Annotated in this window: 25 protein-coding genes and 1 pseudogene; 17 read left to right on the forward strand and 9 right to left on the reverse strand. The window is 70.6% G+C overall.

What is annotated here, in order from left to right; all coding sequences use genetic code 11:
• Both AC07DA_RS35505 and AC07DA_RS35510 read left to right on the forward strand, forming a co-directional pair.
• On the forward strand, nt 1-101 hold a 101-nt coding region (locus tag AC07DA_RS35505), incomplete at its 5' end, for a 2-oxo acid dehydrogenase subunit E2 (RefSeq protein ID WP_479132399.1).
• Nucleotides 102-185: 84 nt separating this feature from the next.
• Entirely contained in the window at nt 186-779 is a 594-nt protein-coding gene (locus tag AC07DA_RS35510) for a TetR/AcrR family transcriptional regulator (protein ID WP_479132374.1), read from the forward strand.
• A 14-nt stretch (nt 780-793) separates the two neighbouring features.
• On the opposite strand, the pseudogene leuA reads toward AC07DA_RS35510, so the two are convergent.
• The 6 genes and pseudogenes from leuA to AC07DA_RS35540 form a co-directional block, all read right to left on the reverse strand.
• Nucleotides 794-2,512: pseudogene (leuA, locus tag AC07DA_RS35515) on the reverse strand (2-isopropylmalate synthase); the annotation flags it as partial.
• Nucleotides 2,513-2,621: 109 nt separating this feature from the next.
• Entirely contained in the window at nt 2,622-2,873 is a 252-nt protein-coding gene (locus AC07DA_RS35520; RefSeq protein WP_436727424.1) for an acyl carrier protein, read from the reverse strand.
• A 15-nt stretch (nt 2,874-2,888) separates the two neighbouring features.
• A complete protein-coding gene (locus AC07DA_RS35525; protein ID WP_479132375.1) occupies nt 2,889-3,971 on the reverse strand; it encodes a beta-ketoacyl-ACP synthase III in 1,083 nt (360 codons plus the stop codon).
• The gene (locus tag AC07DA_RS35530) at nt 3,968-5,014 is read right to left on the reverse strand and encodes a 3-oxoacyl-ACP synthase III family protein (protein WP_479132377.1); all 1,047 of its coding nucleotides are present in this window, start codon (nt 5,012-5,014) and stop codon (nt 3,968-3,970) included. Before AC07DA_RS35530 ends, AC07DA_RS35525 begins: the two co-directional genes overlap by 4 nt.
• 102 nt (nt 5,015-5,116) lie before the next feature.
• Nucleotides 5,117-6,004 (reverse strand): arylamine N-acetyltransferase family protein, encoded by an 888-nt coding sequence (locus AC07DA_RS35535; protein ID WP_479132378.1) that lies wholly within the window; start codon nt 6,002-6,004, stop codon nt 5,117-5,119.
• Nucleotides 6,001-7,212 carry an FAD-dependent monooxygenase gene (locus AC07DA_RS35540; RefSeq protein WP_479132379.1) on the reverse strand — a complete coding sequence of 404 codons (1,212 nt, stop codon included), beginning with the start codon at nt 7,210-7,212 and terminating at the stop codon, nt 6,001-6,003. Before AC07DA_RS35540 ends, AC07DA_RS35535 begins: the two co-directional genes overlap by 4 nt.
• Nucleotides 7,213-7,476: 264 nt before the next feature.
• Between AC07DA_RS35540 and AC07DA_RS35545 the strand changes: the two genes are divergently transcribed.
• From AC07DA_RS35545 to AC07DA_RS35595, 11 genes are all read left to right on the forward strand, one after another.
• Nucleotides 7,477-8,319: a 2-amino-3,7-dideoxy-D-threo-hept-6-ulosonate synthase gene (locus tag AC07DA_RS35545; RefSeq protein WP_479132380.1), complete on the forward strand. Its 843-nt coding sequence runs from the start codon at nt 7,477-7,479 to the stop codon at nt 8,317-8,319.
• A complete protein-coding gene (locus AC07DA_RS35550) occupies nt 8,316-9,452 on the forward strand; it encodes a 3-dehydroquinate synthase II family protein (protein ID WP_479132381.1) in 1,137 nt (378 codons plus the stop codon). Before AC07DA_RS35545 ends, AC07DA_RS35550 begins: the two co-directional genes overlap by 4 nt.
• 167 nt (nt 9,453-9,619) lie before the next feature.
• Nucleotides 9,620-11,068 (forward strand): class I adenylate-forming enzyme family protein, encoded by a 1,449-nt coding sequence (locus AC07DA_RS35555; RefSeq protein ID WP_479132382.1) that lies wholly within the window; start codon nt 9,620-9,622, stop codon nt 11,066-11,068.
• Nucleotides 11,065-12,276 carry an enoyl-ACP reductase FabV gene (gene fabV, locus AC07DA_RS35560; protein WP_479132383.1) on the forward strand — a complete coding sequence of 404 codons (1,212 nt, stop codon included), beginning with the start codon at nt 11,065-11,067 and terminating at the stop codon, nt 12,274-12,276. Before AC07DA_RS35555 ends, fabV begins: the two co-directional genes overlap by 4 nt.
• A 1-nt stretch (nt 12,277) precedes the next feature.
• Nucleotides 12,278-12,886 carry an acyl carrier protein gene (locus tag AC07DA_RS35565; protein ID WP_479132384.1) on the forward strand — a complete coding sequence of 203 codons (609 nt, stop codon included), beginning with the start codon at nt 12,278-12,280 and terminating at the stop codon, nt 12,884-12,886.
• Complete coding sequence (locus AC07DA_RS35570; RefSeq protein WP_479132385.1) at nt 12,883-14,079, forward strand: beta-ketoacyl-[acyl-carrier-protein] synthase family protein; 1,197 nt, start codon at nt 12,883-12,885, stop codon at nt 14,077-14,079. The genes AC07DA_RS35565 and AC07DA_RS35570 overlap by 4 nt, the downstream gene beginning before the upstream one ends.
• Complete coding sequence (locus AC07DA_RS35575; protein ID WP_479132386.1) at nt 14,076-14,810, forward strand: hypothetical protein; 735 nt, start codon at nt 14,076-14,078, stop codon at nt 14,808-14,810. Before AC07DA_RS35570 ends, AC07DA_RS35575 begins: the two co-directional genes overlap by 4 nt.
• Nucleotides 14,811-14,855: 45 nt before the next feature.
• Complete coding sequence (locus tag AC07DA_RS35580) at nt 14,856-15,368, forward strand: PaaI family thioesterase (RefSeq protein WP_479132387.1); 513 nt, start codon at nt 14,856-14,858, stop codon at nt 15,366-15,368.
• A complete protein-coding gene (locus AC07DA_RS35585) occupies nt 15,365-15,922 on the forward strand; it encodes a flavin reductase family protein (protein ID WP_479132388.1) in 558 nt (185 codons plus the stop codon). The genes AC07DA_RS35580 and AC07DA_RS35585 overlap by 4 nt, the downstream gene beginning before the upstream one ends.
• A gap of 79 nt (nt 15,923-16,001) precedes the next feature.
• Nucleotides 16,002-16,706 carry a 3-oxoacyl-ACP reductase FabG gene (gene fabG / locus AC07DA_RS35590; protein WP_479132389.1) on the forward strand — a complete coding sequence of 235 codons (705 nt, stop codon included), beginning with the start codon at nt 16,002-16,004 and terminating at the stop codon, nt 16,704-16,706.
• A gap of 29 nt (nt 16,707-16,735) precedes the next feature.
• Nucleotides 16,736-16,903: a hypothetical protein gene (locus AC07DA_RS35595; RefSeq protein WP_479132390.1), complete on the forward strand. Its 168-nt coding sequence runs from the start codon at nt 16,736-16,738 to the stop codon at nt 16,901-16,903.
• 61 nt (nt 16,904-16,964) lie between these two features.
• Here AC07DA_RS35595 and AC07DA_RS35600 read toward each other — a convergent pair whose 3' ends face one another.
• A complete protein-coding gene (locus AC07DA_RS35600) occupies nt 16,965-17,882 on the reverse strand; it encodes a ScbA/BarX family gamma-butyrolactone biosynthesis protein (RefSeq protein ID WP_479132391.1) in 918 nt (305 codons plus the stop codon).
• Nucleotides 17,883-18,029: 147 nt separating this feature from the next.
• Here AC07DA_RS35600 and AC07DA_RS35605 point away from each other — a divergent pair, with 147 nt between their 5' ends.
• Nucleotides 18,030-18,650, forward strand: a complete 621-nt coding sequence (locus AC07DA_RS35605; protein ID WP_479132392.1) for a ScbR family autoregulator-binding transcription factor — start codon at nt 18,030-18,032, stop codon at nt 18,648-18,650.
• The gene (locus AC07DA_RS35610; protein WP_479132393.1) at nt 18,647-19,624 is read left to right on the forward strand and encodes an NAD-dependent epimerase/dehydratase family protein; all 978 of its coding nucleotides are present in this window, start codon (nt 18,647-18,649) and stop codon (nt 19,622-19,624) included. Before AC07DA_RS35605 ends, AC07DA_RS35610 begins: the two co-directional genes overlap by 4 nt.
• A 1,161-nt stretch (nt 19,625-20,785) precedes the next feature.
• On the opposite strand, the gene AC07DA_RS35615 is transcribed toward AC07DA_RS35610, so the two are convergent.
• On the reverse strand, nt 20,786-22,366 hold the full coding sequence (locus tag AC07DA_RS35615) for an alpha/beta hydrolase (protein WP_479132394.1): 1,581 nt from the start codon (nt 22,364-22,366) through the stop codon (nt 20,786-20,788).
• 469 nt (nt 22,367-22,835) lie between these two features.
• On the opposite strand from AC07DA_RS35615, the gene AC07DA_RS35620 reads away from it, so the two are divergent.
• Nucleotides 22,836-23,342, forward strand: coding sequence for a hypothetical protein (locus AC07DA_RS35620; protein ID WP_479132395.1), 507 nt, complete (start codon nt 22,836-22,838; stop codon nt 23,340-23,342).
• A 34-nt stretch (nt 23,343-23,376) separates the two neighbouring features.
• Complete coding sequence (locus tag AC07DA_RS35625; RefSeq protein ID WP_479132396.1) at nt 23,377-23,742, forward strand: hypothetical protein; 366 nt, start codon at nt 23,377-23,379, stop codon at nt 23,740-23,742.
• A 268-nt stretch (nt 23,743-24,010) separates the two neighbouring features.
• Here AC07DA_RS35625 and AC07DA_RS35630 read toward each other — a convergent pair whose 3' ends face one another.
• Complete coding sequence (locus AC07DA_RS35630; RefSeq protein WP_479132397.1) at nt 24,011-25,006, reverse strand: DUF7847 domain-containing protein; 996 nt, start codon at nt 25,004-25,006, stop codon at nt 24,011-24,013.
• Nucleotides 25,007-25,305 lie beyond the last annotated feature (299 nt).

A 25,305-nucleotide genomic window follows, 5' to 3' on the forward strand; every position in this document is an offset into this window, starting at 1 on the left:
CCTTCGACCACCGCCTGGTCGACGGCGAGCTGGGCTCCAAGGTCCTGGCCGACGTGGCGGCGATCCTGGAACAGCCGAAGCGCCTGATCACCTGGACCTGACAGTCCGGCCGTCCTGGCCGCACTCGCGATGCACGACTCCCGTTGCTTATTCATCGGTTGTCGTGCATCGCCTATGCTGGTTCCATGCCGAACAAGCCGACCGCGACCGCCGAGCGCATGGACCCCCGTGTCCGGCGCACCCGTGCACTCCTGCGTTCCGCGGCGCTGGAACTCGCCGCGGAGCGCGACGTGGAATCGCTGACCATCGCCGACATCGCCGAACGGGCGACAGTGAACCGCGCGACGGTCTATCTGCACTATCGCGACCGTGACGCCCTCCTCCTCGACGCGATGGAGGAGGAGGTCGGCCGACTGGCGCGCGCGGCGGCGCAGTGCCCGCTGACCAGGTCGGCGGGACGTGCCCCGAAGGAACTGGTGGACCTGTTCCGCCACGTCGAGGCGAACGACACGCTCTACCAGCGGATGCTGGGCCCGAGCGGTGCCGCACGCTTCATCAACCGGCTCCGCGAGCTGCTGGCGCACGAGGTGGCCGTACAGCTGAGCGGACCGGACGCCGATGATCCGGCGGCCGACCCGTCACTCGAACTTCGCGCGCACTATCTGGCGGGGGCCTTCGTCGGGGTGTTCACCCACTGGGTGTCGATGCCCGACAGGCCGTCTGCCGCTCAGGCGGCCAGGGAGGTCTGGGCGCTGTTGCGGGGGGCCTCCCGCGCATAGCGGGTGGCCCCGTGCCGGCAGGCCCGGTTGACGGCCGACACCACTGCCCCGAAGGACGCCCGGACGGCGTCCTCGTCGATTCCGACGCCCCAGAGGACCTTGCCGTCGATCGCGCACTCGACGTAGGAGGCGGCCTGCGCGGAGGCGCCCTCGCTCATCGTGTGCTCCTGGTAGTCCAGCAGATGCGCGTCGATGCCGATGGACTGCAGGGCGTCGAAGAAGGCCGAGATCGGACCGTTTCCGGTGCCGGCCAGAGTCATCTCCTCGCCGTCGACGACGACCTGCACGGTGAGCGTGTCGGCACCGTCGGCGCCGGTCGTGGTCCGGCCGTTCCGGACCTGGATGCGGCCCCAGGGGTTGTCGGGGTCGGGCAGGTACTCGTCCTGGAAGACCGACCAGATGTCGGCGCCGGTGACCTCGCCGCCCTCGGCGTCGGTCTTCGCCTGGATGATCTTCGAGAACTCGATCTGCATCCGGCGCGGCAGGTCCAGCTTGTGGTCGTTCTTCAGGACGTAGGCGATACCGCCCTTGCCGGACTGCGAGTTCACCCGGATGACAGCCTCATAGGAACGGCCCACGTCCTTCGGGTCGATCGGCAGGTACGGCACCGCCCACTCGATGTCGTCCACCGTCACACCCTGGGCGGCCGCCTCGGCCTCCATCGCGTCGAAGCCCTTCTTGATGGCGTCCTGGTGGGAGCCGGAGAAGGACGTGTAGACCAGGTCGCCCACGTAGGGGTGGCGCGGGTGGACCTCCATCTGGTTGCAGTACTCCCACACCCGGCGGACCTCGTCGATGTCGGAGAAATCGATCTGCGGGTCGACGCCCTGCGAGAACAGGTTCATCCCCAGCGTGACCAGATCCACGTTGCCGGTGCGCTCGCCCTGCCCGAACAGACAGCCCTCGATACGGTCCGCGCCGGCCATCAGCGCCAGCTCGGCCGCCGCCACCGCCGTACCGCGGTCGTTGTGCGGATGCGCCGACAGGCACACGTACTCCCTACGCGACAGGTTGCGGCCCATCCACTCGAAGCGGTCCGCGTGCGTCGACGGCGTCGAACGCTCCACCGTGGCGGGCAGGTTCAGGATGATCTCGCGGCCCGGGCCGGGCTGCCAGACATCCATGACCGCCTCGCAGACCTCCAGCGCGAAGTCCAGCTCGGTGTCGGTGAAGATCTCCGGGCTGTACTGGTAGCCGAACTCGGTCTCCGGGCCCAGCAGCTTCTCGGCGTACTCCATCACCAGCCGCGTGCCGTCCACGGCGATCTGCTTGATGTCGTCCCTGGAGCCGCGGAACACCACCCGGCGGAAGACCGGCGCGGTCGCGTTGTACAGGTGCACCGTCGCCCGCTTGGCGCCCTTCAGCGACTCCACCGTCCGCTCGATCAAGTCCTCACGGGCCTGCGTCAGCACGGAGATCGTCACGTCCTGCGGGATCGCCCCCGGCTCCTCGATGATCGAGCGCACGAAGTCGAAGTCCGTCTGGCCCGAGGCCGGGAAACCGACCTCGATCTCCTTGTAGCCCATCTTGACCAGCAGGTCGAACATCCGGCGCTTGCGCTCGGGCGACATCGGGTCGATCAGGGCCTGGTTGCCGTCGCGCAGGTCGGTGGAGAGCCAGCGGGGGGCAACGGTGATCCGGTTGTCCGGCCAGGTCCGGTCGGGGATGTCGACCTGCTCGTAGCGGCCGTACTTGTGGATCGGCATGCGGCTGGGCTGCTGGCGGTTCGCCATGATGCGTGGGCTCCTCAAGAGTTCCGGTACGGCTGGCGGGTGAACCGGGGAACAGACGGGCCGGCCCGCGCACGATGCCGTGCGGTGGGCCGGCCTCGTCGGTCCTCGGTCACACGGCCGCGGTGACGCGGCTCTCCAGGTAGTCGACCGCCGCGCGCACCGTCGTCAGGGCGTCGGCGTCCTCATTGGGCACATCCAGCCCGAACCTGCGCTGGACCAGAACGAACACCGACACCACCGCCAGTGAGTCCAGTTCCAGGTCGTCGGTGAACGAGGCGTCGGGGGTGACGCGGTCGGCCGGTACCTCGGCGACCTCGTCGAGGATCTCCGTGAGGATGCGGAGGATGTCGTCCCTGTTCATGCTGCTGCTCCTTGGTTAGCTGTCGGACGGTGTGTGCGCCGCCGGTTCGGCCGTCCGCGACGCGGGAACGGCCGGCCGGGGTGGTCGGGGCGGGGCCGGGGGAAGCCGGACGACCTGCCCGGCGTAGACGAGGCCGGTGCCGAAGGCGAGCAGCAGGGCGAGACCGCCCGGCTTCGCGTCGCCGTCGGCGAGCATGCGATGTACGGCCGTGGGGATGGACGCCGCCGAGGAGTTGCCGTAGTCGGCGATGGTGCGGGCCACGGCGACGTGTTCGGGCAGTGCCAGGCCTTTCACCAGTTCATCGGTGATACGGAGGTTGGCCTGGTGGGGGACGAAGGCGGAGAGGTCCTGGACGCCTATCCCCGCCCGCTCCAGCGCCCGCTCGGCCACCGGGCCCATCTCGTAGGCGGCCCATTTGAAGACCTCGCGTCCCTCCATGGCGATCACCGGCCAGGGTGCCTCCCGTGCGTCGCGCAGTGCCGCCCATGAGCTGCTCTGGCGGATCGTGTCCTTGTGGGATCCGTCCGATCCCCATACGACGGGGCCGATGCCCGGCTCGTCGGAGGGGCCCACCAGGAACGCGCCCGCCCCGTCGCTGAACAGGAAGGCGGTCGTACGGTCGTCCGGATCGAGTTGTTCCGAGAGCCGTTCGACACCGATCACGAGGACGTGCCGGGCGCTGCCCGCGCCCACGAGGTCGGCGGCGAGCGAGAGGCCGTAGCAGAAACCGGCACAGCCCGCCGTGATGTCGAACGCCCCGGGCGCCCGGGTGCCGAGGCGGTGCGCCACGGAGACGGCGAGGGACGGGAACTGCCGCAGGTGGGAGACGGTGGACACGATCACGCAATCGACCTGTTCGGCCGTCAGCCCCGCGTTCGCCAGGGCCTGGGCCGCCGCGGAGACCGCCATCTCCTCGACGGTCTCCTCCTCCGTGGCCCAGTAGCGGGTACGGATGCCGGAGCGGCTGCGGATCCACTCGTCGGAGCTGTCGATACGCTCGCACAGCATGGCGTTGCTGACGAGCCGCGACGGCAGATGGCTGCCGACGCCGAGGATGGCCGCAGGCGTGTTGTGGGACGGCCTGACGATCCCGGTCATGCCGCCCCCACCACCCCGGCGTACCGCGCGCAGGACCGGTCCCCCGGGCCGAAGTCGTCCTCGCCGCACCAACGCACCAGGGTGGCGCCCATGCTCACCCCGGACCCGAAGGCGGCCAGCACGACGAGATCGCCGGGGGCGAGCCTGCCGTTGTCCAGCGCCTCGCGCAGCACCAGAGGGACGCTCGCGCCCGAGGTGTTGCCGTACTTCTGGACGTTCGTCACCGTCCGGTCGTGGGGCACACCGAGCGCCTCCATGATGCCGTGGACGATGTACAGATTGGCCTGGTGGAGGGCGAAGAGGTCCACGTCGGACGGGGTGAGTCCGCAGCCGGAGAGCAACTCCTCGACGAAGCCCGGCACCTCGCCCACGGCGAACTCCCGCACCGCGGGACCGGACAGCTGGGCGAAGTTGTCACCGAACGCACTGCGCCGGGGCCGGCCGTCCCGGGCGCGGCGTTCCTCCCGGGCCACCCACACCGCCCCGTACCGCGCCGGGTCACTGCGCAGCAGCGTGGGCCCCAGCCCCGTACCCGGTGCGCACGGCTCGAGCAGGTAACACGCCGCGCCGTCGCCGAAGATGACGGCGGGGCCCACGTCCTTCCAGTCCAGTGTCTTGGTGCTGACGTCGGCCATCACCACCGCGACCCTGCGGAAGGCGCCCGACGCCACGTACTTGGCGCCCACGTCCAGCGCGAACACGCTGCCGGGGCAGGCACCGCTGTTGACGTCGAAGCCGGTCGCGCCGGTCGCGCCGGCCTTGTCGATGACGAGCATCGCCGTGGGCGGCGCCATGTTGTCGGGGGTGTAGGTGCCGCAGATCACCAGGTCCACGTCGGCGGGCGTGATCCCGGCACGGGCGCAGGCGTCCAGCAGGGCCCGGGCCCCGAGGTCCGAGGTCCACTCGTCGTCGGCCGCCACGCGACGGGTCTCGACGCCGATGTTCTCCCGTATCCAGTCGTCACGGGTGATGAGGATCTCTTCCAGGTCGGCGTTGCTGACTATTTTCTCGGGAAGGTACGCGCCCACGGCACGAATGCCCACGCCGTGGAATTTCTCTTGCCGGTGGTCGGCTGTTCGCATGATGCAGTTCCTGTCCGTTTTCCAGCGAGCCCGTTTTTCATGGAATTCCGCTGCGGGAATGGCTCAGCCGATTCCGGGGAGGGGAGCACGACGATTCCTTCGGGTGCGTTCCCACAACCGCACAGCCCTTTCCACGAGGCACTCGTCATGACCGTGGAACACCTCCGCAATGGCCTTTTCGGCCTCTGCCGGAGTGGCGAGATACTCGACGTGCTCCCGGCCGTTCTCGGCGCGGACGAAGTTCTCCCGCATGAGAATCAGCTTGCCGCCGGGCACCCCCCTGGAGCACAGCAGGCTGCCCGTGAGCGGGGAGTCCGCGGCCTCCATGTGGTAATCGACGACCCACGCGTAGTCGGCGAGCTCCAGTGGCCGGGAGGCGAAGCGGTAGACCGGCACCCAGCCCCCGTCCGGCGTGCGGCGCAGCACGGCCCGGTGCCCGTCGGCGGTGCCCACCCGGTACGTCCAGCCGCAGTGGGTGTGCTCACCGCCGTCGGCCCGCAGCGGTTCCAGGATCGTCAGCATCAGGAAGCTGACGTCGACGACCCACTCGGCCCCTTCCGCCTCGACCAGGAGCAGTAGGTGGTCCCAGCGCGGCGCCCACTGACCGTTGACCCGCCAGGCCTGAGCCGCCACCAGCCGCACGCCGAACCCGGCGTCGCGCAGAAACCGGCCGAACAGCGGGGTGCTCTCCAGACAGGTGCCGCCCTCGCGGCGGCGCACCACCTTGTCGAAGACACCGGGAAGATCCAGCGCGGGACGCCGTCCGTCGAGGGCGTCGAGCATCTCGTACGGCACGGCTCTCAGGTGGGCCCGCACCAGGGACCGCAGGCAGTCGACGGACGGTTCCGGCGGGTGGTCGTGCCCGAGCCGCCGCAGATACGCGGCCATCGCCGGCCCGGCGTCCGGGCCGCTGCCGGGCGTCCCCGACGCTGTCGTGAGCGGTGAGGTCACCCCAGCGCCCCTTCCGGGACGCCGGCCCACAGCGGGCGCAGCTCGGGCTGTCCCAGCACCATGGGCAGGAAGTCCGGCAGCGCCTCGCCGTGCTGCACGGCCTGTTCGCCGGGCTGCGGGGCGAGTGTGGTGCGCTGCATCTCCTGGAACCCCTCGACGAAGGGCACCCGCAGCCGCAGCACCTCCTCGAGGAACCGCGTCGAACCGCCATCGGCCGCCGCCCGGACGATGCCCTCAGCCGCCCAGGCCGCGTCCTGCACGGAGGTGTTGAGCCCCTGCCCACCGAAGGCGTGCATCGCGTGCGCGCTGTCCCCGATGAGCAGGACATTGCCGTCCAGCCACCGGTCGGGCCGCACCATGTGGTGCTGGACCTGGCGGTGCGGCACCTCGTCCCAGCCACGCGCGGCCACCTGCGGCGTGAAGACGGCCGCCAGCTCGGGAGCGGCCGCGGTGAGGGTCCCGGCCAGCTCGGCGAAGGGGGCCGCCAGGGCGGCGTCGACCCGCTGTTCCCGGGTGATCCACACGACGATGAGCCGGTTCCCGGGATACGGCATGGACAGCACGTAGTCGTCGTCGGTGAAGTGCATGGTGATGCGGGCGCCCCAGCCGGGCGGCGCGGGCACCAGGAAGTCCAGGTACCCCTTGTCGTACGGGAAGACATGCGTGGGGATGCCGGCGAGATCGCGCACAGTGGAGAACTTGCCGTCACAGCCGACGACGAAGTCCGGCCGGAGCACGTCGGTGCCCGCACCGTCCCGGACGACGAGCTCGCGCCGGGCTCCCGCCGCGCCCCTCAGCTCCGTCACCTCGGCGCCCAGCCGCAGCTCCACGCCAGGCAGCTCGCCGATGGCGTCCAGCAGCGCGCCCCGCAGCGCTGTGACCGGCACGGTCAGCGCGTACGGCAGGGGTACGTCGGGCAGGTCGGTGTAGGCGTACCGGGCGACCTGCCGGCCGCGGACGCTGACCTCGCCGCTGCGTATCTCGCCGGCGCCTGCCCGGACCTCGTCCAGGAGCCCGGCGCGGTCCAGGATGCGCAGGGTGACGGGCTGCAGCACCGGCGCGCCCGCCTGTCGGGTCAGGTCGATCCGGGGGCTGCGCTCCAGCACGGTGACACGGTGGCCGGCGCGGCCGAGGAGCAAGGCGAGCAGCAGTCCGGCGGGGCCCGCCCCCACCACACACGCCGTCGAGCTCGGTGGATGGTCCGACATTCGTCTTCTCCTTGGGCTGACAGGAACGGTAATTCCCGCTGAATCGGCGGAGGGGTGCGCGTGGAATCGCGCAACGGATCCTTCCGGGCGGCGGCCCGGGGCAACAGACCCGGCCGCCCTGACCGAATGGCGCACCATGACCCCCTCGAACGGCGCACCCGGCCAACGGAATTCCGGTGCCCGGGTCGGGCAGGGTATTCGGGCCTTGGCGGCACCGGGGCAACGGGTGATCGTTGTGGCGTCGTCGAGGAAATGAGGTTCTGGATGTCACGCTGGTCCCCCGGAAAAAATCTGAGATTGAGCAGGCTCGGTCCGCAGGACGGGCGTTATCTCTTCGTTCCGCTGGACCATTCGCTGGCGGACGGTCCGATCGCCGACGAGCAGCGCTTCCAACGACTTGTCCACGAAGTGGTGGCCGGGGGCGCGGACGCCGTCGTCGTACACAAGGGAAGGGCACGGGGAATCGACCCGCGATCGCTGCGGGGCAGCGCCCTCGTCGTCCATCTGAGCGGCAGCACGCCGCATTCCCGGGACGCCGATGCGAAGGTTCTCGTCGGCTCCGTGGAGGATGCGATCCGGCTCGGTGCCGACGCCGTCAGCGTCCATGTGAACGTGGGCTCGGACACCGAGGCCGAGCAGCTGGCCGATTTCGGCACCGTGGCGAGCGCCTGCGAGCACTGGGGCATGCCCCTGCTGGCCATGGTGTACCCGCGGGGTCCGCGGATCGCGGATCCGCACGACCCCACGACCCTGGCCCACGTGGTCAACATCGCCGCCGACCTGGGCGCGGACCTGGTGAAGACGACCTGGTCGGCCCCTTTCGACGCGATGGCCGACGTGGTGGCCAGCAGCCCGATCCCGGTCCTCGTCGCCGGCGGCCCCTCAGGCAGCGGCGATCTCACGGACTACGCCCGTGCGGCGCTCGAGGCCGGTTGCAGCGGCCTCGCCGTCGGACGCCGCATCTTCCAGCACCCCGACCCCCGCAGGGCAGTCCAGGAGCTGGCGGCCGTCCTGCACTGCCCGGCCGGCGACCCGAACCGGGTCCTGACCGAAGTCTCTTCCTTTCCCCTCTCCTCTCCCTCTCACGCATTGGCAGGTTCCCGGTGAAGTTTGGATGGATTGACCTCCGCGGCGTCCCCGCCGAGCAGCACGACGCGGTCGTCGAGGCCGCTATCCACGCGAAGATCGAGGGCATCGTCGCCGACGAGCCCGGCCGCCTGGACGGGCTGCCCCCCACCGTCAAGCGCGTACTGCTGCCGTCGCGGCAGCAGTTCCCGTCGGCCGCGGCGGCGCCCGCCGAAGACGCCCCGGCCGCGCCGGACGTACTCCTCACCCGGCTCACGCACTCGGACGACCTCGACCGGCTGCGGCTCGACGTCGCCGGCACCGGTCACGAGCCGGCCGCGTTCGTCGACGTCGTCGACGACCCCACCCTCAAGCTCGCCTGCTCCGCGGCACGTGAACTGCCCTACACGGTGGTGCAGTTCCAGGACCCCACCAAGATCCCGCTGGAGATCGTGATCGCCGCCGCGGACAAGACGCCCGGCCAGCTCATCTGCCAGGCGGGCGACCTGGAGGAGGCCGGCATCATCCTGGACGTACTGGAGAAGGGCTCCGAGGGCGTGATGTTCGCACCGCAGGACGCCAACGAGGTCTTCGCCTTCGCCGAACTGCTGCGCGTGCAGACCCCGGAGCTGGACCTCACCACGCTCACGGTCCAGTCCATCGAGCACAACGGGCTCGGCGACCGGGTCTGCGTCGACACCTCGACCCACTTCGCGGAGGACGAGGGCATCCTGGTCGGCTCGTACGCCCACGGCTTCATCCTGTGCGTCAGCGAGACCCACCCGCTGCCGTACATGCCGACCCGTCCGTTCCGCGTCAACGCCGGTGCCCTGCACTCCTACACCCTGGGCCTGGACAACCGGACCAACTACCTCAGCGAGCTCAAGGCCGGCTCGCCGATCCTCGCCGTGGGCGCCGACGGGCGCACCCGCCGCGTCGTTGTCGGCCGGATCAAGCTGGAGTCCCGCCCTCTGCTGACCATCAAGGCGGTCGCCGACGACGGCACCGAAGTCAGCCTCACCGTCCAGGACGACTGGCACGTCCGGGTGCTGGGCCCCGGTGCGACGGTGCTCAACGTCACCGAGCTGAAGCAGGGCGACAAGCTCCTCGGCTATGTGTCCACCGAGAAGCGGCACGTCGGATGGCCGGTCAAGGAGTACTGCGTCGAGAAGTGACGTTCCGTCAGCAACCGGGCTCCGGTCCCCCGCGGAGCCCGGTCACCGAGACCGGCCGTGCCCCGAGGCGGCTCCCCCACCCAGGAGGCGCCGCGCCGCCCGGGCCCACAAGGCCCCGGCGGCGGCACGGCCGGTCCATCCCCCGACTCGCCGTTGGAGGTATCCCCGTGACTGTTTCCCAGCCCGTGACGATCCCCTGGTGGGGAGCGGAGTTGCTGGGCAGTCGGCCGGAGCACGACGTCTGGGCCCGCACCAGCCGTGATGTGACCTGGGCCGAACTGAGAAGGCAGGTGACGCGCAGCATCGACATCTTCGCCGCGCACGGAATAGGCCCGGGCAGCTCCGTGGCCCTGCGTCTGCCGCCCAGCCTCACCGGCATCTGGTCGCTCCTCGCCCTGTGGTCGCTGGGCGCCCAGGTACAGCTCCTCGACCACCGGCTCAAGCCGGCGGAGGTACAGCGCGTACTCGATCTGTGCCGGCCGAAGTACTACGCGTACACCACCGACGAGACCGCCGCACAGTTCCAGGACGAGTGCGAGGTGTACGTCGAGTGGCGGCGCGACGGTACCCCGGCCCGCACCGACCACTGCCTGGTGCAGTTCAGCTCCGGCTCCACGGGCCGGCCGAAGGTCATCGGGCGATCCGCCGCATCCCTGCGCGGGGAGCTCGACGCCTTCGCCCGCATCGCCGGAATGCCGCGCCGGGGCGAGCGCGTGCTGCTGCTCAGCTCCACCGTCCATTCGCTGGGCCTCATCGGCGGTGTGCTGCACGCCATGAGCGTCGGCGCCACCCTCGTCTTCACCACCCATCTGCAACCGCAGGCCCTCGCGGCGACGCTCGCGGAGCAGGACATCGACGCGGTCTTCGGCGTCCCCTTCCACTACGACCTGCTCAGCCGGGTGCCCGACCCGCCGGCGGCGCCCCGGCTCCGTCTCGCCGTCAGCGGCGGCGAACGGCTCCGCGAGGACGTGCACCGCAGCTTCGAGGAGCGCTACGGCGTGCGCATCGGGCAGGCCTACGGGATGACCGAGACCGGCATCGTCGCCACCGACCTCACCGGTGAGTTCACGCCGCCCGTCGTCGGCAGGGTGGCACCCGGGGTGCACACCCGTGTCCGGGCCGGTGAGCTGTGGGTGCGGCTGGACCAGTCACCGTATCTCCAGGAAGAGGGCGCCGAGCGCTACGTCGACGGCTGGCTCAACTCCAAGGACCTCGCCCACTACTGCGAGGCCGACGGCACCCTGCGGATCACGGGGCGGTCGGACTCACTCGTGGCGGTCGGCGGGCTCAAGGTCGACCTGATGGAGATCGAGCACGAACTGGCGCTGCACCCCTGCGTCCGTGAGGTCGTGGTCGTCCACACTGAGAGCGGCATCGAGGCGCACGTCGGGGCGCCCGAGGGACTCACGGTCTCCGAACTGATGGCCTTCGCCCGCGAGCGGCTCAGCAACTTCAAGATTCCGCGGCGGATCCACGTCATACCGGCCCTCCCGCGCACCGCCAACGGCAAGCTGCTGCGTTCCGCGGAGCTGCTGCGCGCCGCGCAGGCCGGCACCCGGCGCACAGCGGCGGCGGGCCGTCCGTCCGTGGCCGGTTCGACCGGAGGTTCCCCTTGATCATCGAGCCGGTGCGGCGCGGAGCCACATGGGCCACCGCGCACCCCGACGGCCGCGGTGTCCTCATCCGCCGCACCGTCGACGCGATCCGGGCCCGAGGCACCCGGCCGGGACCCCGCGCCGTCCTCGTCATCGGTGCCTCGTCCGGTCTCGGCCTGGCGACCCGTCTGGCCGCGGCCTTCGGCCATGGGGCCGCCACCGTCGGTGTCTGTCTGGAGCGGCCGGGCGCCCCCAACCGCCCCGGCACCGCCGGCTGGTACAACGCGGCGGCCGTGCAGCGGGAACTTGCCGCGGCCGGACTGTACGGCCGCCTGGTCGTCGGTGACGCGTTCACCGACGAGGTCAAGGAGCGCACCGCGCGGCTCGTCGCCGAGGAACTGGGCGGCGTCGACCTGGTCGTGCACAGTGTCGCGGCTCCCCGACGGGTCGACCCGGCCACCGGACGGGTGCACCGCTCGGTCATCAAGACCATCGGCGAGCCCTTCACGGAGAAGGCGTTCGACGCCTCGTCCGGGTCCGTACGCGTCCACACCACGCCGGCGGCCACCCCGCAGGAGATCGACGACACGGTCCGTGTCATGGGCGGCGCGGACTGGGAACGCTGGATCGACGTCCTCGAACAGCACGGCACGCTCCGCCACGGCGCCCGCACCGTGTCCTTCAGCTACGTCGGCAACTCCTGGCTCGCTCCGACCTACCGGGACGGCACCCTGGGCCGGGCGAAGCAGCACCTGGAGTCCACGGCCCGCACACTGCACCACCGTCTGACGGCCCATGGCGGCGGCGCCCACGCCGCTGTCATGCGCGCCCTGGTGACCCCCGCCAGCCAGGCCATGCCGGTGCAGGCGCTCTACACCCTGCTGCTGCACCGCGTCACCCGCGAAGCGGGCCTGCTGGAGACCACCGACGAACAGGCGCGCAGGCTGCTGGACCACCTGTACTCGGGGCCGCCCGCCACCGTCGACGCCTGCGGCCGTATCCGCCTGGACGACATCGAGATGCGCGGCGATGTCCAGGAGGAGATCCGGCGCCGCTGGGACAAGGTCCACGACGCGGCGTCCCTGGCGGAGCTGGGCGACCTGGAGGCGTACCTCACCAGCACCCGGCAGCTGCACGGCTTCGGCGTCGACGGCGTGGACTACGCGGCCGCGACGGACCCGGTCCGTGCCATACCCGATGCCCTGACGATCCCTGACCCGAGGAACTGACGTGACGACCGTAGACACCCACCGCATCACCGACTTCGTGCTCGGCGTGATCCGGGACATGCTCAACATGCCCCTGCCGCCGGCGATCTCACCGGCCACGCCCCTGGGCGCCGGCGGCCTCGAACTGGAGTCGCTGTCGTTCGTCGAGCTGACGGTCCACGTCGAGCGCGAGTACGGCATCCAGTTCGACGACGAGACGGTAGACCGGTTCGCCCACACGACCCTCGGGGAGCTGGTCGACGGCATCCGGGCCCGCGTGGCGGACGAAGCCCCGGCCGCGGACACGCCTGTGGGCCCGCCCGCGCCCGCGCTCTCGGCCGGGCCGGACTCGCTCAGCCTGCGCGAGGTGAAGCGGCTGCTGGCGCTCAGCCAGATCATCCCCGCCGCGAACCCCGACGACATCGCCGACGACGCCGATGTCGTCCTCGACTCGCTGACCGTGGTGTGGTTCCTCTACCAGCTGAAGGAGCAGCACGGCATCGAGCTGGAGATCGACCACACCCAGGCCGCGGACATCACGTCGGTCAACGCCCTCCACCACTTCCTGCAGACCCAGAGCGGATTCCTCGCGGGAGCAGGAGGCACGCGAGGGGAGGTCGTCGGACCGTGACCACCGCACCCGACGACGTCCTCGTCACCGGGTACGGCGTCCTCACAGCGCACGGTTTCGGCGAGGAGGCACTGCGCACGGGCGTCTTCGCGGGACGCCCGGCGTTCCGCCCCGTCGAGCGCTTCGACACCGGCCCGTTCCGGGGACGGCACGCCGCCGTCCCCGCGACCGCGCCGCTGCCCGGCGTCGTCCCCGACCGGACCCCGGGTCAGCGCGAGACCCTCGTCGCCTGCGCGCGGGCCGCGCTCGACATGGCCGGACTGGCCGGACACCCACGGGTCGACGTGCTCGTCGGTACCCAGGGGGACCACCGCGAGGTGACCGCGTTCTGGTCCGCACGGCAGCACGGCGCCGACGGCGACGTGGACGAGCGGGTGGCGGAGAGCCTGCCCGCGGCACTGCCCGGGCTCGTCGCGTCCGACCTCGGTCTCACGGGACGCCGCCTGGCGTTCGTCAATGCCTGCGTCGCCTCGGCCAACGCGCTGATCCACGGTGCACGGCTGATCCGCTCGGGTCGTGCCGAGACCGTGCTGTGCGCGGGGGCGTACCTGGTGGAGCGCGAGTTCTTCGCCAAGTTCGACTCGGGCCGTGCCTTCGCCACCGACGGCCGGGTCCGTCCGTTCTCCGCCGACCGCACCGGACTGCTGCTGGGCGACGGCGTCGCCGCCCTGGTGCTGGAGGCGGGCTCCCGGGTCCGAGCCCGCGGTGCGGAACCGCTGGCCCGGATCGGCGGCTGGGGCATCGCCTCCGACGCGTACCACGTCTGCCAGCCGCACCCGGAGGGACAGGGCCTGTCCACGGCCATGACGACCGCGATCCGCCACGCGGGCGCGGCACCCGAGGACATCGGCTACGTCAACGCCCACGGCACCGGCACCAAGATCAATGACCGTGCCGAGACCGCCGCACTGCACCGGACCTTCGGGACGGCGGCCCGCACCCTGCCGGTCAGCTCCACCAAGAGCACCACGGGCCACATGCTGGAGGGTTCGGGCGCGGTCGAGGCAGTGATCGGCCTGTACGCCCTGCGCCACGGGATCCTCCCGCCCACCGCCGGATACAACGCCGCGGATCCCGCGTGCGACCTGGACTGGATACCCAACGAACCGCGTACGGCCGGTGTCCGACGAGTGCTCACCGCCAACGCGGCCTTCGGCGGCGTCAACACCGCGATCGTGCTGGAGCGCCCATGACCTCCCCGACCGCATCCGAGAAGCTGGCACCGGCCCTCGTAGTGGGTGCCGCGGCCATTCCCCGGTCCGTGGACGAGGACGGCCCGCCCGCCGTTCCCGGCTTCATCGAGTCCCGTTTCAACCCGCTGGTCCGTGCGGTGGTGGACCGCTGCCTCGCCGATGCGGCGCCGGCCCGGCCGGAGCGGTTCGCCGACCGTACCGCCGTCCTGCTCCTCACCCTGTTCGGCGACTCCACCACCACCGATCTGGCCGGCCAGCGGCTCCAGGAGGGCCGGGCACACAACCCGCTGCTCTTCTACCAGTCGGTGCCGACGTCCATCCTCGGCTTCGTCAGCCGTGAGCACGGTCTGCGCGGCGCCCTCACCTGTCTGTCGGTCGACGCAGCGTCCATGCCCGAGGCGTTCGAGACCGCGGAACTGATGCTCGCCGACGCAGAGGTGGACCAGTTGCTGATCGTCGGTGTCGAACTGGCGGCCACGCAGCGCGCCGCCACCGTCCGACGTCACCTGTCGCCCGCCGACCGGACCCCTCCCGAGCACGACGCGGCGGCGGCCCTGCTGATGCGCCGAGCCGGGCGGGACCCGGCCCCGGCCGGGGCGGTGACCGTCGATCTACGCGCGGCGGCGGACGCGGCCGCGCACGAGGCGACCAGTATCGGACGGCTGCACGGACTCGGCTCGCTGTGGGCCACCGTGCGGGCGGCACGCGGAGCGTTCACGCAGAGGCCCTGAACGGGCCGCCCCTCGCCCTTCCTCCTCCACCCAACGGAGACACACATGGAGAACCACTCCGCACCAGCGGCCGCGGCCTCCGCGGTCATGTCACCGCCCGCCCCGCCGGGCAGTGCCGCCGAGCCGCCCCACACCATCCTGTCCATTCCGCCCGACCTCCACGCCGATCAGCTGATCGTCCGCATGGGTATCGAGGTCGTCTCCTGGGACCCGGAACGCCTCGTGGCCACCATGCCGGTCAAGGGCAACCAGCAGCCCTTCGGCTGGCTCCACGGCGGAGCCAACGCCGTCCTGGCCGAGACCCTCGGGTCGATGGCGGCCGGCCTGCATGTGGCGCCGCGCGGTGCGGTGGTCGGGCTCGAGGTGTCCTGCACCCATCACCGGCCCGCCCGGGGCGGTCCGGTCACCGGTGTCTGCACGCCACTGCACCAAGGGGACCGGGTCGCCACGTATGCCGTGTCCATCACCGACGACAAGGGACGCCTGACCTGCACCGCACGGATCAGCTGCCTCGTGCACAAGCGGGGCGCCGGCAGCAGCGCGGGGGGCCGTACATGACCGTCCACGGTGCCCTGGCCGCCGGTACCGGCGGCGCACTGCCCGCGCCGGTGTGCCCCGACACCGACACCTATCGAAGGGCGATGGGCCTGATGCCGACGGGTGTCACCGTCATCACCTCCGGCAGCGGCGACCGCACCGAGGCGCTCACCGCCAGCTCGGTGACGTCGGTGTCCCTCGAACCGCTCCTGCTGCTCATCAGCATCGGCGCACACGGCCGGATGCGGCGGCGGATCGACGAGCAAGGGGCCTTCACCGTCAACGTGCTGGCGAGCGGTCAGGAGGACCTCTCGGCCCTCTTCGCCGCGCACGACCGCCCCAGCGGGCCGGCCGCGCAGGAGGTGCTCGGCACCCGCGTCGGCGGCACCGGCAACGTACTGGTGTCCGGAGCCCTGCTCTCGGTCGACTGCCGTGTCGAGCGCCGGTACCCGGGCGGCGACCACGTCATCTTCCTCGGCCGCGTGGAGTCGCTGCACACCCGGAGCGGTCCCGCGGCCCCGCTGGTGTACCACTGCGGCGGCTACGCGACCCTCGCCCAGGAGGTGGCCGCCTGATGTGCAGGGCACTCCCCGTCCCGCTCCCCCGGCCCCGTCGTCGCGGCCGGCTGAACCGTGCGAAAGAAGGTGGGGCCGTATGACCCGTTCGATCCTCGTCACCGGCGGCAACCGCGGCATAGGACTGGCCGTTGCGCAGGCGTTCGCCGCGCAGGGCGACCGTGTCGCCGTCACCCACCGCGGCAGCGGTGTTCCCGACGGACTGCTCGGGCTCACCTGTGATGTGACCGACCCGGGCCAGATCGACAAGGCCGTCACGGCCGCGGAGGAGGCCCACGGCCCGCTGGACGCCGTGGTCGCCAACGCGGGTGTCACGGACGACCGGCTGATCCTGCGCATGTCCGACAGCGATTTCGGCCGGGTCCTGGACACCAACCTCGGCGGTGCCTTCCGCGTCGCCCGGAGGGCCGTGGAGACCATGGTCGGGCGTCGGCGCGGACGTCTGGTGTTCGTCTCGTCCGTCGCCGGCCTGCGCGGCTCCGCCGGGCAGGCGAACTACGCGTCCAGCAAGGCGGGCCTGGTGGGCCTCGCCCGGTCACTCGCCCGTGAACTCGGTCCGCGCGGCATCACCGCGAATGTCGTGGCCCCCGGGCTCGTCGACACCGACATGACCGAGGCGCTGTCCGCGCGGCAGCGCGACCGCATCCTGCAGGACGTCCCGCTGGGCCGCAGTGCACGACCGTCGGAGGTGGCCTCCGCCGTGCTGTGGCTCGCCTCGGAACAGGCGGGCTACGTCACCGGCGCGGTGCTGCCGGTCGACGGGGGCCTCGGCATGGGCCACTAGGAACCCCGAAGCCGAAGGAGCGTGCGCACATGGCGGAACAGACATCGTGGCACCGGCCCGGTTCGGGCACATCTGTCCTGGACGGCAGACTCTGCTGGTGGGCGGCGTTGACCACGCTTCCTCTCGACATCCTCCCCGGCCTCGCGGGCTGCGAGGACGACCCGGCGGAGCGCCACATCGTCCGGAGCATCGACTGACGCCCGGGCGGGTACCGGGCCCGGCAGGACGAGGCCTGCCGGGCCCGCTCCGCGCCCCCGCTCAGTCGACGGTCGCGAGGGTGACCACGGACGCGAAGATGTCCTTGTCCTTCTGGTGCCCGACGACGCGCACCCGGGCCCGGCCGATCAGGTCGTCGGGGAGCGGGTCCGCCTTGAGCCAGCACGGTGCGTCGAGCTCCGCGTAGCGCGTGAAGACCGTGTCCATGGCGGCGACCACCGTCTGCCGGGGGTGGGCCAGGGTGTGGGCCGCCTGGCGGGCCGCCTCGAGCAGCAGCATGCCCGGGGCGTGATCGACGGGGTGGTCGAAGAGCACCGGATGGGCCGTGTCGACGCGCAGCTGCCAGCGGTTGGCGCCGTCGGCGCTGGACAGGACCACGTCGTCGAAGTTCTCGCGGCCGGCGGGCACGGCGGGCGCGGGGGACGGCAGCGGCACGGCGTGCGCGTTGGCCGCGGCGATGTCGGCGTACCGGCCTCTGAGCCGCTCGTAGGCGGCCCGGCTCTGTATGCCGAAGCGGGTGCGGGCGCTGCCCAGCGAGGCCCCGGCGTGCAGGGCCTCGACGCGCAGGGTCACGTCCGCCGCGCGGGTTCCCCGGTAGGTGACGTCGAAGCAGGTGATGTTCAGCTCGATCTCGGCGGGTGCGTCACCGGCGGCCAGGGCGTCGGTGGAGACGGCCCAGTGGAAGTCGTGCCACAGCAGCTGGTGGCCGAGTGGTACGTCGTAGGCGGCGTGCGAGATCAGCGGCAGCGTCTGTCGAATCGTTTCACCGAGCAGCAAGGGGTCGTACAGCCCGTGCCGCGTGAGGTAGAAACCGTGCGCCTTGGGCCAATGGGCGGTGACCGTGAAGGAGTCCGGTCCGGTACGCCACCAGCGGTCGCAGAGCACTTCGTCAGCGTTGGTCTTGTGTGTCCACGCCTGCGGTACGACCGCGGAGACACTCTGATCGACGTCCAAAGCCATGACTGGCCCTCCCCCTGTGTGGTCACGACGAGATGCCGTGGCGCCCGGTGATGGTGGCCGGGGCTCGACGCCAATAAGATAGAGGTTGTTCTTTTTGTTTGTCGAGGGATCATGGGCGACGCGGGAGGCCGGCCAGTGGCAAGACCAATGCAGGAACGAGCCCAGCGGACGCGGGAGGTGCTACTGCGCGCCGCTGCCGAAGCGTTCGACGAGCTGGGCTACGGGGGCACCAGCATCAGCAACATCCTCCAGCGCGCGGGGGTCACAGCGGGGGCGATGTACTTCCACTTCGGCTCCAAGGAGAAGCTGGCCCGCGCGGTGATCCTGGAACAGGCCGCCGACGTACGTTTCCCGGACGAAGGGGACGGTCTGCAACGCCTTGTGAACATGACCCAGCACCTGGCCTTGGAGATGCAGCGCAACACCCTGCTGCGGGCCGGAGTGCGACTCGCCGTGGAACAGAGCGGCGCCAAATTCCAGGACTACGCCGTCTACGAGTGGTGGACCGAGCAGTTCCGCCAGCGCCTGCTGCGCGCCCGGGAGCTGGGTGAACTGCTGCCCGGCGTCGACGAGGCGGAATTCGCCCAGCAGTTGGTGGCCGGCTACACGGGCACCCAGGTCATGTCGCAGATCTCCTCGGGCCGCACCGACCTCCCGCAGCGGATCAGCACCCTGTGGCGCTACCTGCTCCCTGCCATCGCCCCGGACGACGTGATCCGACGGCTCGACCTCTCGCCCGGACAGCGGGCGACGGAGACCGTCGCGTGACCACGACGGCCTTCGACGGGGTGCGCCCTGCGCGCGTGGTACTGACCGGCGCGACCGGCTTCGTCGGGTCGGCCGTACTGCGCAGACTGCTGGACCGGAACGGACAGGGCGGGGGAGTCGTCGTGCACGCCCTGGCCCGCTCCTTGCCACCGGGCGCGCCCGAGCGACCCGGCGTCCTCTGGCAAACCGCGGACATCACCGATCCCCGTTCCCTTGACGGCGTCGCACGGGGCGCGGACGTCCTGATCCACCTCGCGTCGCGCGTGACCGGCGACGAGGCGGCGTGCACTGCGGTCAACACGCGGGGCACCCAGTCGCTGATGGACGAGGCGCGCCGCTTCGGCGTCCGGCGGATCGTCCATCTGTCGACCGCTGCGGTCTACGGCCCCGGACCGCACCGGGGCATCGACATCGACGAGATCACTCCGGCCCCGGTTTCCCCGGCCAGCCGCAGCAGGCTTGCGGCGGAAGAGGCCGCCCTGGCCGCCGGGGCCGTCGTCCTGCGGCCGGGGCTCGTGGTGGGGACAGGTGATCGTTGGGTGGTACCGGCCCTGGCCGAACTCCTCGACCGCGTCCCGGCCCGCTGGGACGGTGGCGGCGGGCTGCTTTCCCTGGTCGACGTGGACGATCTGGCGCGGCTGATCGCCACCGTGGCGTGCGGTCCGGCGGAGGTGCCGCCAGGGATACACCACGCGAGCCATCCGGTCCCGGTGTCGAACCGGGACCTGATGAAGCGGCTCACCGACCTCGGCGTACTGCGCCCCGTTGCGAAGGACTGGCCGTGGCAGGAGTGCCTGCGCCGGTTACGGGAGACGCCAGGTCGGGTCTCAGAGCGTCAGTTTGCGCTCCTCGCACAGGACCACTGGTACCGGAGCGAGAGGATCTGGCGCGCGGCCGACTGCCCCGAGGGCGCCGGGCCGCTGACGCGCCTGGCGGCCGCGGCAGCCTGGTACCGGAACCATCTGAGCTCATGACCGGCGGAACACGGCCCGCCGAGCCGTGCGCCATGAGCGGAGGCCTGTGCCACGAATCTGCGGACACACAGGCACCCCAGTTCGACTTTGTCATCCAGGGCCAACCGGCCCGTGGCGCTTGGCCCTTGTTGAAGTTCCAGGTCACATGCCAGCTGTTCCGGCCTTGGTCCCGTAGCCGAAGCGGGGCACGACGCAGCGCCGTGCCCCGCTCAGGGCAGCCACGCCCTCATCACCCGTCTGCGCGCCCAGCGCCCCGTCATCCCCGATCAGGAAGCCCGCCGCCTCTACGACGAGGTGGCCACCTTGAGCCTGGTTGAGGAGATCGAACCGCTCATCGCCCGCACCAAGGCCGCCGCTGCACACTCTCGGTGGAAGCCCTGCTGGTCGGCATGGTTCCCCTCGTCGACCCCGCCCCGAACCCGGCCGGCTCACCGTTGTGCTGCTCCCAGCGCACCGTCACCGTCCCCCCGGAAGCCGGCGTCGACCTCTGGCAGCCCCTCCAGTACGGCTCGGAAGCCTGGCAACGGGTCTACTTCCGGCTCCGCAACAGCGTCGAAGGCATCAACGGCTTCGCCAAGGACCGCCTCCGGGAACGCCTCGAAGACGCCGGCACCCGCCGCATCCGCGGCATCGCGGCCCAGACCCTCCTCTGGCCTTCCAGCTCGCCCACGCCAACCGCCGCAAACTCGCCTCCTGGGCCGACGCCATCGCCCAGAGCGGCGAACGGCCCCGCCGACGGCCCACCCGCCGCCGCAGGACCAAGCCCCTGGGCACCTGGACCCCCAAGGGCCACATCACCCAGCGCTGAGACCTTCCTCACAGAGAGCACACCCCGAGAGCTGCTCAAGCAAGATCCACAAAACGAACGCGGACCGCCGGCGGCCCTCAGCCACCGACGGTCCGCTTCACCGTGCCCAGAGACAGACATCACACCACAGAAACAGGAATGGGCGGCATCGTCATCACGATGCCGCCCATTCCGTCGGTGCAGCTAGAGCACTTTCGTCAGTGCTCCCTGGTGGGGGACCGACGGAATGTGCTGGTCAGCGGTGACTCAGAGATTTCGAAGATCGTTTCCCGCGCTCGGGATGATCGTTTCCCACCGTGCAGGTAGCCCCACGTTGCCTCCCGCAGGCGGAGGACCTCCAAGACGGCTGGCGATCAGAAGCGGCCGACCATCCCCGGGATGCCCGGGGGTGTCGGGAGCGGCAGCCGGTCGGGGGCGTTGCGTTCGTCCGCGGCCGGAGCGGCCTTGCAGGTCAGGTCCTTCGTGGGGAGCTTGCCGGTGGTCAGGTAGGTGGTGGCCGTCTTGTCGGCGCACGACTTGGTGCCGTAGATGCCGTGTCCTACGCCTCCGGCGACCGTGACCATCTTCGAGCCCTTCATGGCGCGGCGCAGGCCCTGGCCGCTGGTCAGCGGCGTCTGGGAATCCCACTCGTTCTGGAGGATCAGCGCGCGCACCTTGTTACCGATCCTGGTGGCGGGCTCGCTGCCGTTCTTCTTCCAGAAGGCGCACGGCTTGATGTGGGAGGCGAAGTCGCCGTACAGCGGGTACCTGGCCTTGTCCCGGATCGCGTCCTTGCGGTACTGCTCGGGATCGCGCGGCCAGGCGCGGGTGTCGGTGCAGACGACGGCCCAGAAGCCGGCGTCGCCGTTGTCCTCGGGCACGGTCCGCCCGAAGGACGGCGGAACGGGCTCGGGCGTCTTGAGCTCCCGGTCGGCGGACGGGGGAGCTCCGGCGGCGGCCTTCTTCAGCTCGGCGACCGCTTCGGCGGCGTCGCGCGTGCCGAAGAACATGCCCCGCAGGCCGTGGCGGATGTCGTCACCGGTGAGCAGCGTGCCGTCGAGGTCGATCGGCTTGCGGTCGGCCTGAGCGACCAGGTCGTAGAAGGTCTTGCGGACCGCTTCGGGGGTCCGGCCCAGCTTGTAGGTGGCATGCCGCGCGGCGGTCCACTCGGTCCATCGGGTGAAGGCGGGCTCGGCGCCCTCCGCCCAGACCTGGATCATCCCGCGCCACACCCGGGCCGGGTCGACGGCGCTGTCCAGCACGAAGCGGTCGGTGCGCTTCGGGAACATCTGCGTGTAGACGGCGCCGAGGTAGGTGCCGTAGGAGTATCCGAGGTAGGAGATCTTCTTCTCGCCGAGCACGGCACGGATGACGTCCATGTCCCGGGCGGTGTTGCGGGTGGTGATGTGGCGCAGCTTGTCGCCCTGCCTTTTGTCACATTTCTCGGCGACGGTCCGGGCCCACTTCACGTCCCTGGTGAACGTCCCGGCCTTGTAGGGCCGTTCCCAGTCCCGCTCGCCGGACGCCAGGCCACAGCTGACGGGGGAACTCCGGCCGATGCCCCGCGGGTCGAAGCCGACGAGGTCGTACTTGTCCTTCACGGCCTTCGGCAGCTCGCCGGCCATGTACTGCGGCATGTCGACGCCCGGCCCGCCCGGGCCACCGGGGTTGAGCAGAAGCACACCGCGCCGTTCCTGCTTGGTGCTCGTCTTCATCCTGGATATCGCGAGGTCGAGCTTCTTGGCGCCCGGTCTGCCGTAGTCGAGCGGCACCTTGATCGTGGCGCACTGAAGGGAGGCGGGCAGTTCCGCGTCGCAGCGGTGCCAGGCTGGCTTCTGCTGGAGGTAGGGACGCAGGGGGTTCTCCGCGGCGGATGCCGTGGCGGGGGTCAGCGCGGGGACCAGCGTGGTGACGGCGCTGACCGCCAGGAAGAGGGCTATTCGACTGTTGCGCACGCGCGTTGGGTCCTTGGGTCGATGCGTAAGGGACGCACCCACCCTGCCGGGGGCGGAATGCGGATTGATCACTCCACAGGGCAGTGTTTCTCCCACCTTGGAGGGATGGGGAGTTGGGGCGGATAGTGCTGGAGTCGGACAACCGCGACCGGCTCTTTGCCATCTATCTCAAGTGGCGTTCTGAAATAAAGTTGAGTCGTGTACGATCTCGATTGATCCGCGTTTCAAGAATCTTCTTGGCTTCCTTGCGGTGCCAGTTGCGATTCCACCGGCGTCTTCACCAAGAGGCCTGATTCGAGCGGGTCGTTCCGGTCGGTAGTCGTGATCCTTTTCACGCGTCTTCTCTTATGCCGGACCTCCCTCGGGATGTCAGAGTCTCGTCCGTGATCACCTCCATGACCTGGAGGTGAGGACCACGGAACCGTCTCCCTGACCTGGAGACGAATGAACGACTACTGGGGAATCCAACATGCGTAAGACCACCACGCGCCGCGTCTCTCTGGCCGGAATAGCCGCCGTCACCAGTGCCGCCCTGCTCGCCACCGCGGCTCCCAGCGCCACGGCCGCCGACGACAGCCGGGGAACGGCTCGCGCCGTGGCTGCCTCCTCCGCGACGCAGGCTCCTGAACTGACGGCCGAGCAGCGCCAGTTCATCGAGCAGGAGATGGGCCCGGAGGCGCTGGCCGAGATCGAGAAGGCCATGAGCCGCAACGGTGGCTTCGCCTTCCCGATCGCCGCGGCGGCCATCGGTGCCGCGGCATGGTGCGCGAAGGGGGCGCTGGCCAGCATTCCCACCTCGGTGCTCAGCGACATCGCGGCGGGCAAGGCGTCCGGCAAGAAGACCTATGTCAGGAATGCCGTCATCGGCTGCCTCGGGGGCGAGATCGGGGGCGTCGTCTGGAAGTTCCTGCCGGGCTGGGTCAAGAACAAGGCCGTCAACATGACGATCGCCTTCATCATCAAGTACATCCGCTGAAGTTGCTCGGCACCGCGCGAATCCTGGGGCATCCATGGCCTACATCTTCATCTTCGGTTGTTTCCTCCTGCTGGGCGTGGCCGCTTCGCTGGCCGCACGCACCGGGTACCGGGGCAAGGTCTGTGACCGGTCCGACGGGTACGAGGTCCCCGCGGGGGTCAGGTCCGACCCCGGCCTGAGGAAACGGGCGAACGACCTGGTGGCCTTCTGGTGCACCGGGGCCGCGGTGCTCAGCTTCGCCCCACTGGTGCCGATCGGCACGGTCATCCTGAGCGGCGGTGGCCGAGCGGTCGGCACCTGGGGACTTGTGGTCCTCGCCCTCTACGGCCTGGCCGTGGTGACCGTGGGCGCCTACCCGTTCGAGAAGATCAAGAGCCTGGGGCGGTCCGCCGAGCGGTGAACAGAGCAGGGACTGCCGCGTCGTGCGGTCGGCTCGAGCAGCCGCCCCGGGTACCGGGCCGGGGCGGCCGACGGACCTGACCTGTGGCGAAGGCCGTGATGGTGCCCGTGTGTGCCGTCAAGGAGCTCAGCCGCGCCTGTCCGCTGGCGCGGCCGACAGACGGTGGACCGCCACGACGTCAGCAACAGGGCAGTCCGGTGGTCGGTACCGCTGGGTGACCGGCCGCCCTTTCGTGTGCTTCCTGTCTCCTGTGCCTCCGTGTTTCGGTCTACTGGTGGCCGGCCGCCCGGGCCAGGCTCTCGCCGAGGCCTTCGCGGCGGATGCGCTGGTCGATGTAGAGCAGAGTGCTGACCAGCTGTGTGAAGGCGGTGGCGAGCAGCTGGACCACCAGCGTGACGACGACGGTGAGGACCAGGTAGGTCCACAGGCCGGGCAGCGCGTCGCCGTACACGTCGGTGAAGAACTCGCCGGCGTCGGCGGGCGGTTCGTCGTACGGGCCGTAGGCGTCGTACGAGGGCTGCGGACCAGCGAACAGCAGCGGAATCTGAACGATCCACCCTGTGACGCCCACCATGCCCCAGGTGAGCGACAGGATGCCGAACGTGCGCCACCAGGCGCCGCGGACCAGCCGGAACGAGCGCTTCAGGGCGGTGATCGGGCCGGCCGACTCAAGGACCGCGGCGGCAGGCGCGAACGAGAAGGAGACCACCAGCCAGGTCACCAAGGGCAGGATCAGCAGCCCGAGCAAGAACACGAGCCCCGGCGCCATCAGGGGGCTCTCGGCCGCTACCAGCAGGGCGATCAGGCTGACCCAGACCAGGAAGAAGAGGGCGACCGGGATCGCGATCAGCAGATACATGAAGAGTGTGACGCCGAGCACCGACGGTGTACGGGCCCAGGCGCGGCGCCATACCGCACCGAACGAGGTGCGCCGGCCCAGCACGGCGTGTTCCAGGACCACCGGGCTGACAGCGGAGAGGAACGAGTTCACCAGCAGGGTGAGCAGCATGAGCACCACGTACGCCACTACGACGCAGATCACGATCGGGCTGACCATGGCCCAGGTCGGTTCATCGGTATGGATCAGTACCTGCCAGTCGTCCTCGACGCTGTGGTAGGCCAGCGCGAACGCTCCGGCCGTCGCGGCGAAGAGCAGGGCGAGGCCCGCAGCCATCGCGCCGAACAAGTGCCGCGCGTACCGCCCCATCGTCGAGAACGCACCGTTGTAGACGGCCCCGAGCCCGAGCGGTGCCAGCGGTATCACGCCCGGTCTGGGTGGTGGCGGCCGTCAGCCGCCCCAGCCGTAGGGACCGTATGGCCCCTGCGACCCCTGTGGTCCCCGCCCCTGGTGCGCCATGCCGCGTTCCGTTCTCTTGTTCGGGACGGCATACGTTAGCCCGGCGGGGGTCAGCAGGGGAGGCAGACGGCTTCGGCCAGGGCTGCCCCGAGGCCTTCGCGGCAGATGCGCTTAGACGTCGTCTCATTTGGCGTGCCTGGGTAGTCTGCACCGTGTGGTGATGGTCGAGCGCATGGTGCCGGACGAGCTGTGGGAACTGTTCCAGC

The organism is Streptomyces sp. NPDC044921 (assembly GCF_056432865.1).

Excerpts from the sequence above, each read along its gene's own strand:
- AC07DA_RS35525 (WP_479132375.1), bottom strand. The coding sequence starts at position 3,971 with ATGACCGGGATCGTCAGGCCGTCCCACAACACGCCTGCGGCCATCCTC.
- AC07DA_RS35580 (WP_479132387.1), top strand. The coding sequence starts at position 14,856 with ATGGAGAACCACTCCGCACCAGCGGCCGCGGCCTCCGCGGTCATGTCA.
- AC07DA_RS35510 (WP_479132374.1), top strand. The coding sequence starts at position 186 with ATGCCGAACAAGCCGACCGCGACCGCCGAGCGCATGGACCCCCGTGTC.
- AC07DA_RS35575 (WP_479132386.1), top strand. The coding sequence starts at position 14,076 with ATGACCTCCCCGACCGCATCCGAGAAGCTGGCACCGGCCCTCGTAGTG.
- AC07DA_RS35540 (WP_479132379.1), bottom strand. The coding sequence starts at position 7,212 with ATGTCGGACCATCCACCGAGCTCGACGGCGTGTGTGGTGGGGGCGGGC.
- AC07DA_RS35595 (WP_479132390.1), top strand. The coding sequence starts at position 16,736 with ATGGCGGAACAGACATCGTGGCACCGGCCCGGTTCGGGCACATCTGTC.
- fabG (WP_479132389.1), top strand. The coding sequence starts at position 16,002 with ATGACCCGTTCGATCCTCGTCACCGGCGGCAACCGCGGCATAGGACTG.
- AC07DA_RS35520 (WP_436727424.1), bottom strand. The coding sequence starts at position 2,873 with ATGAACAGGGACGACATCCTCCGCATCCTCACGGAGATCCTCGACGAG.
- AC07DA_RS35605 (WP_479132392.1), top strand. The coding sequence starts at position 18,030 with ATGCAGGAACGAGCCCAGCGGACGCGGGAGGTGCTACTGCGCGCCGCT.
- AC07DA_RS35545 (WP_479132380.1), top strand. The coding sequence starts at position 7,477 with ATGTCACGCTGGTCCCCCGGAAAAAATCTGAGATTGAGCAGGCTCGGT.
- AC07DA_RS35620 (WP_479132395.1), top strand. The coding sequence starts at position 22,836 with ATGCGTAAGACCACCACGCGCCGCGTCTCTCTGGCCGGAATAGCCGCC.
- AC07DA_RS35585 (WP_479132388.1), top strand. The coding sequence starts at position 15,365 with ATGACCGTCCACGGTGCCCTGGCCGCCGGTACCGGCGGCGCACTGCCC.
- AC07DA_RS35625 (WP_479132396.1), top strand. The coding sequence starts at position 23,377 with ATGGCCTACATCTTCATCTTCGGTTGTTTCCTCCTGCTGGGCGTGGCC.
- AC07DA_RS35600 (WP_479132391.1), bottom strand. The coding sequence starts at position 17,882 with ATGGCTTTGGACGTCGATCAGAGTGTCTCCGCGGTCGTACCGCAGGCG.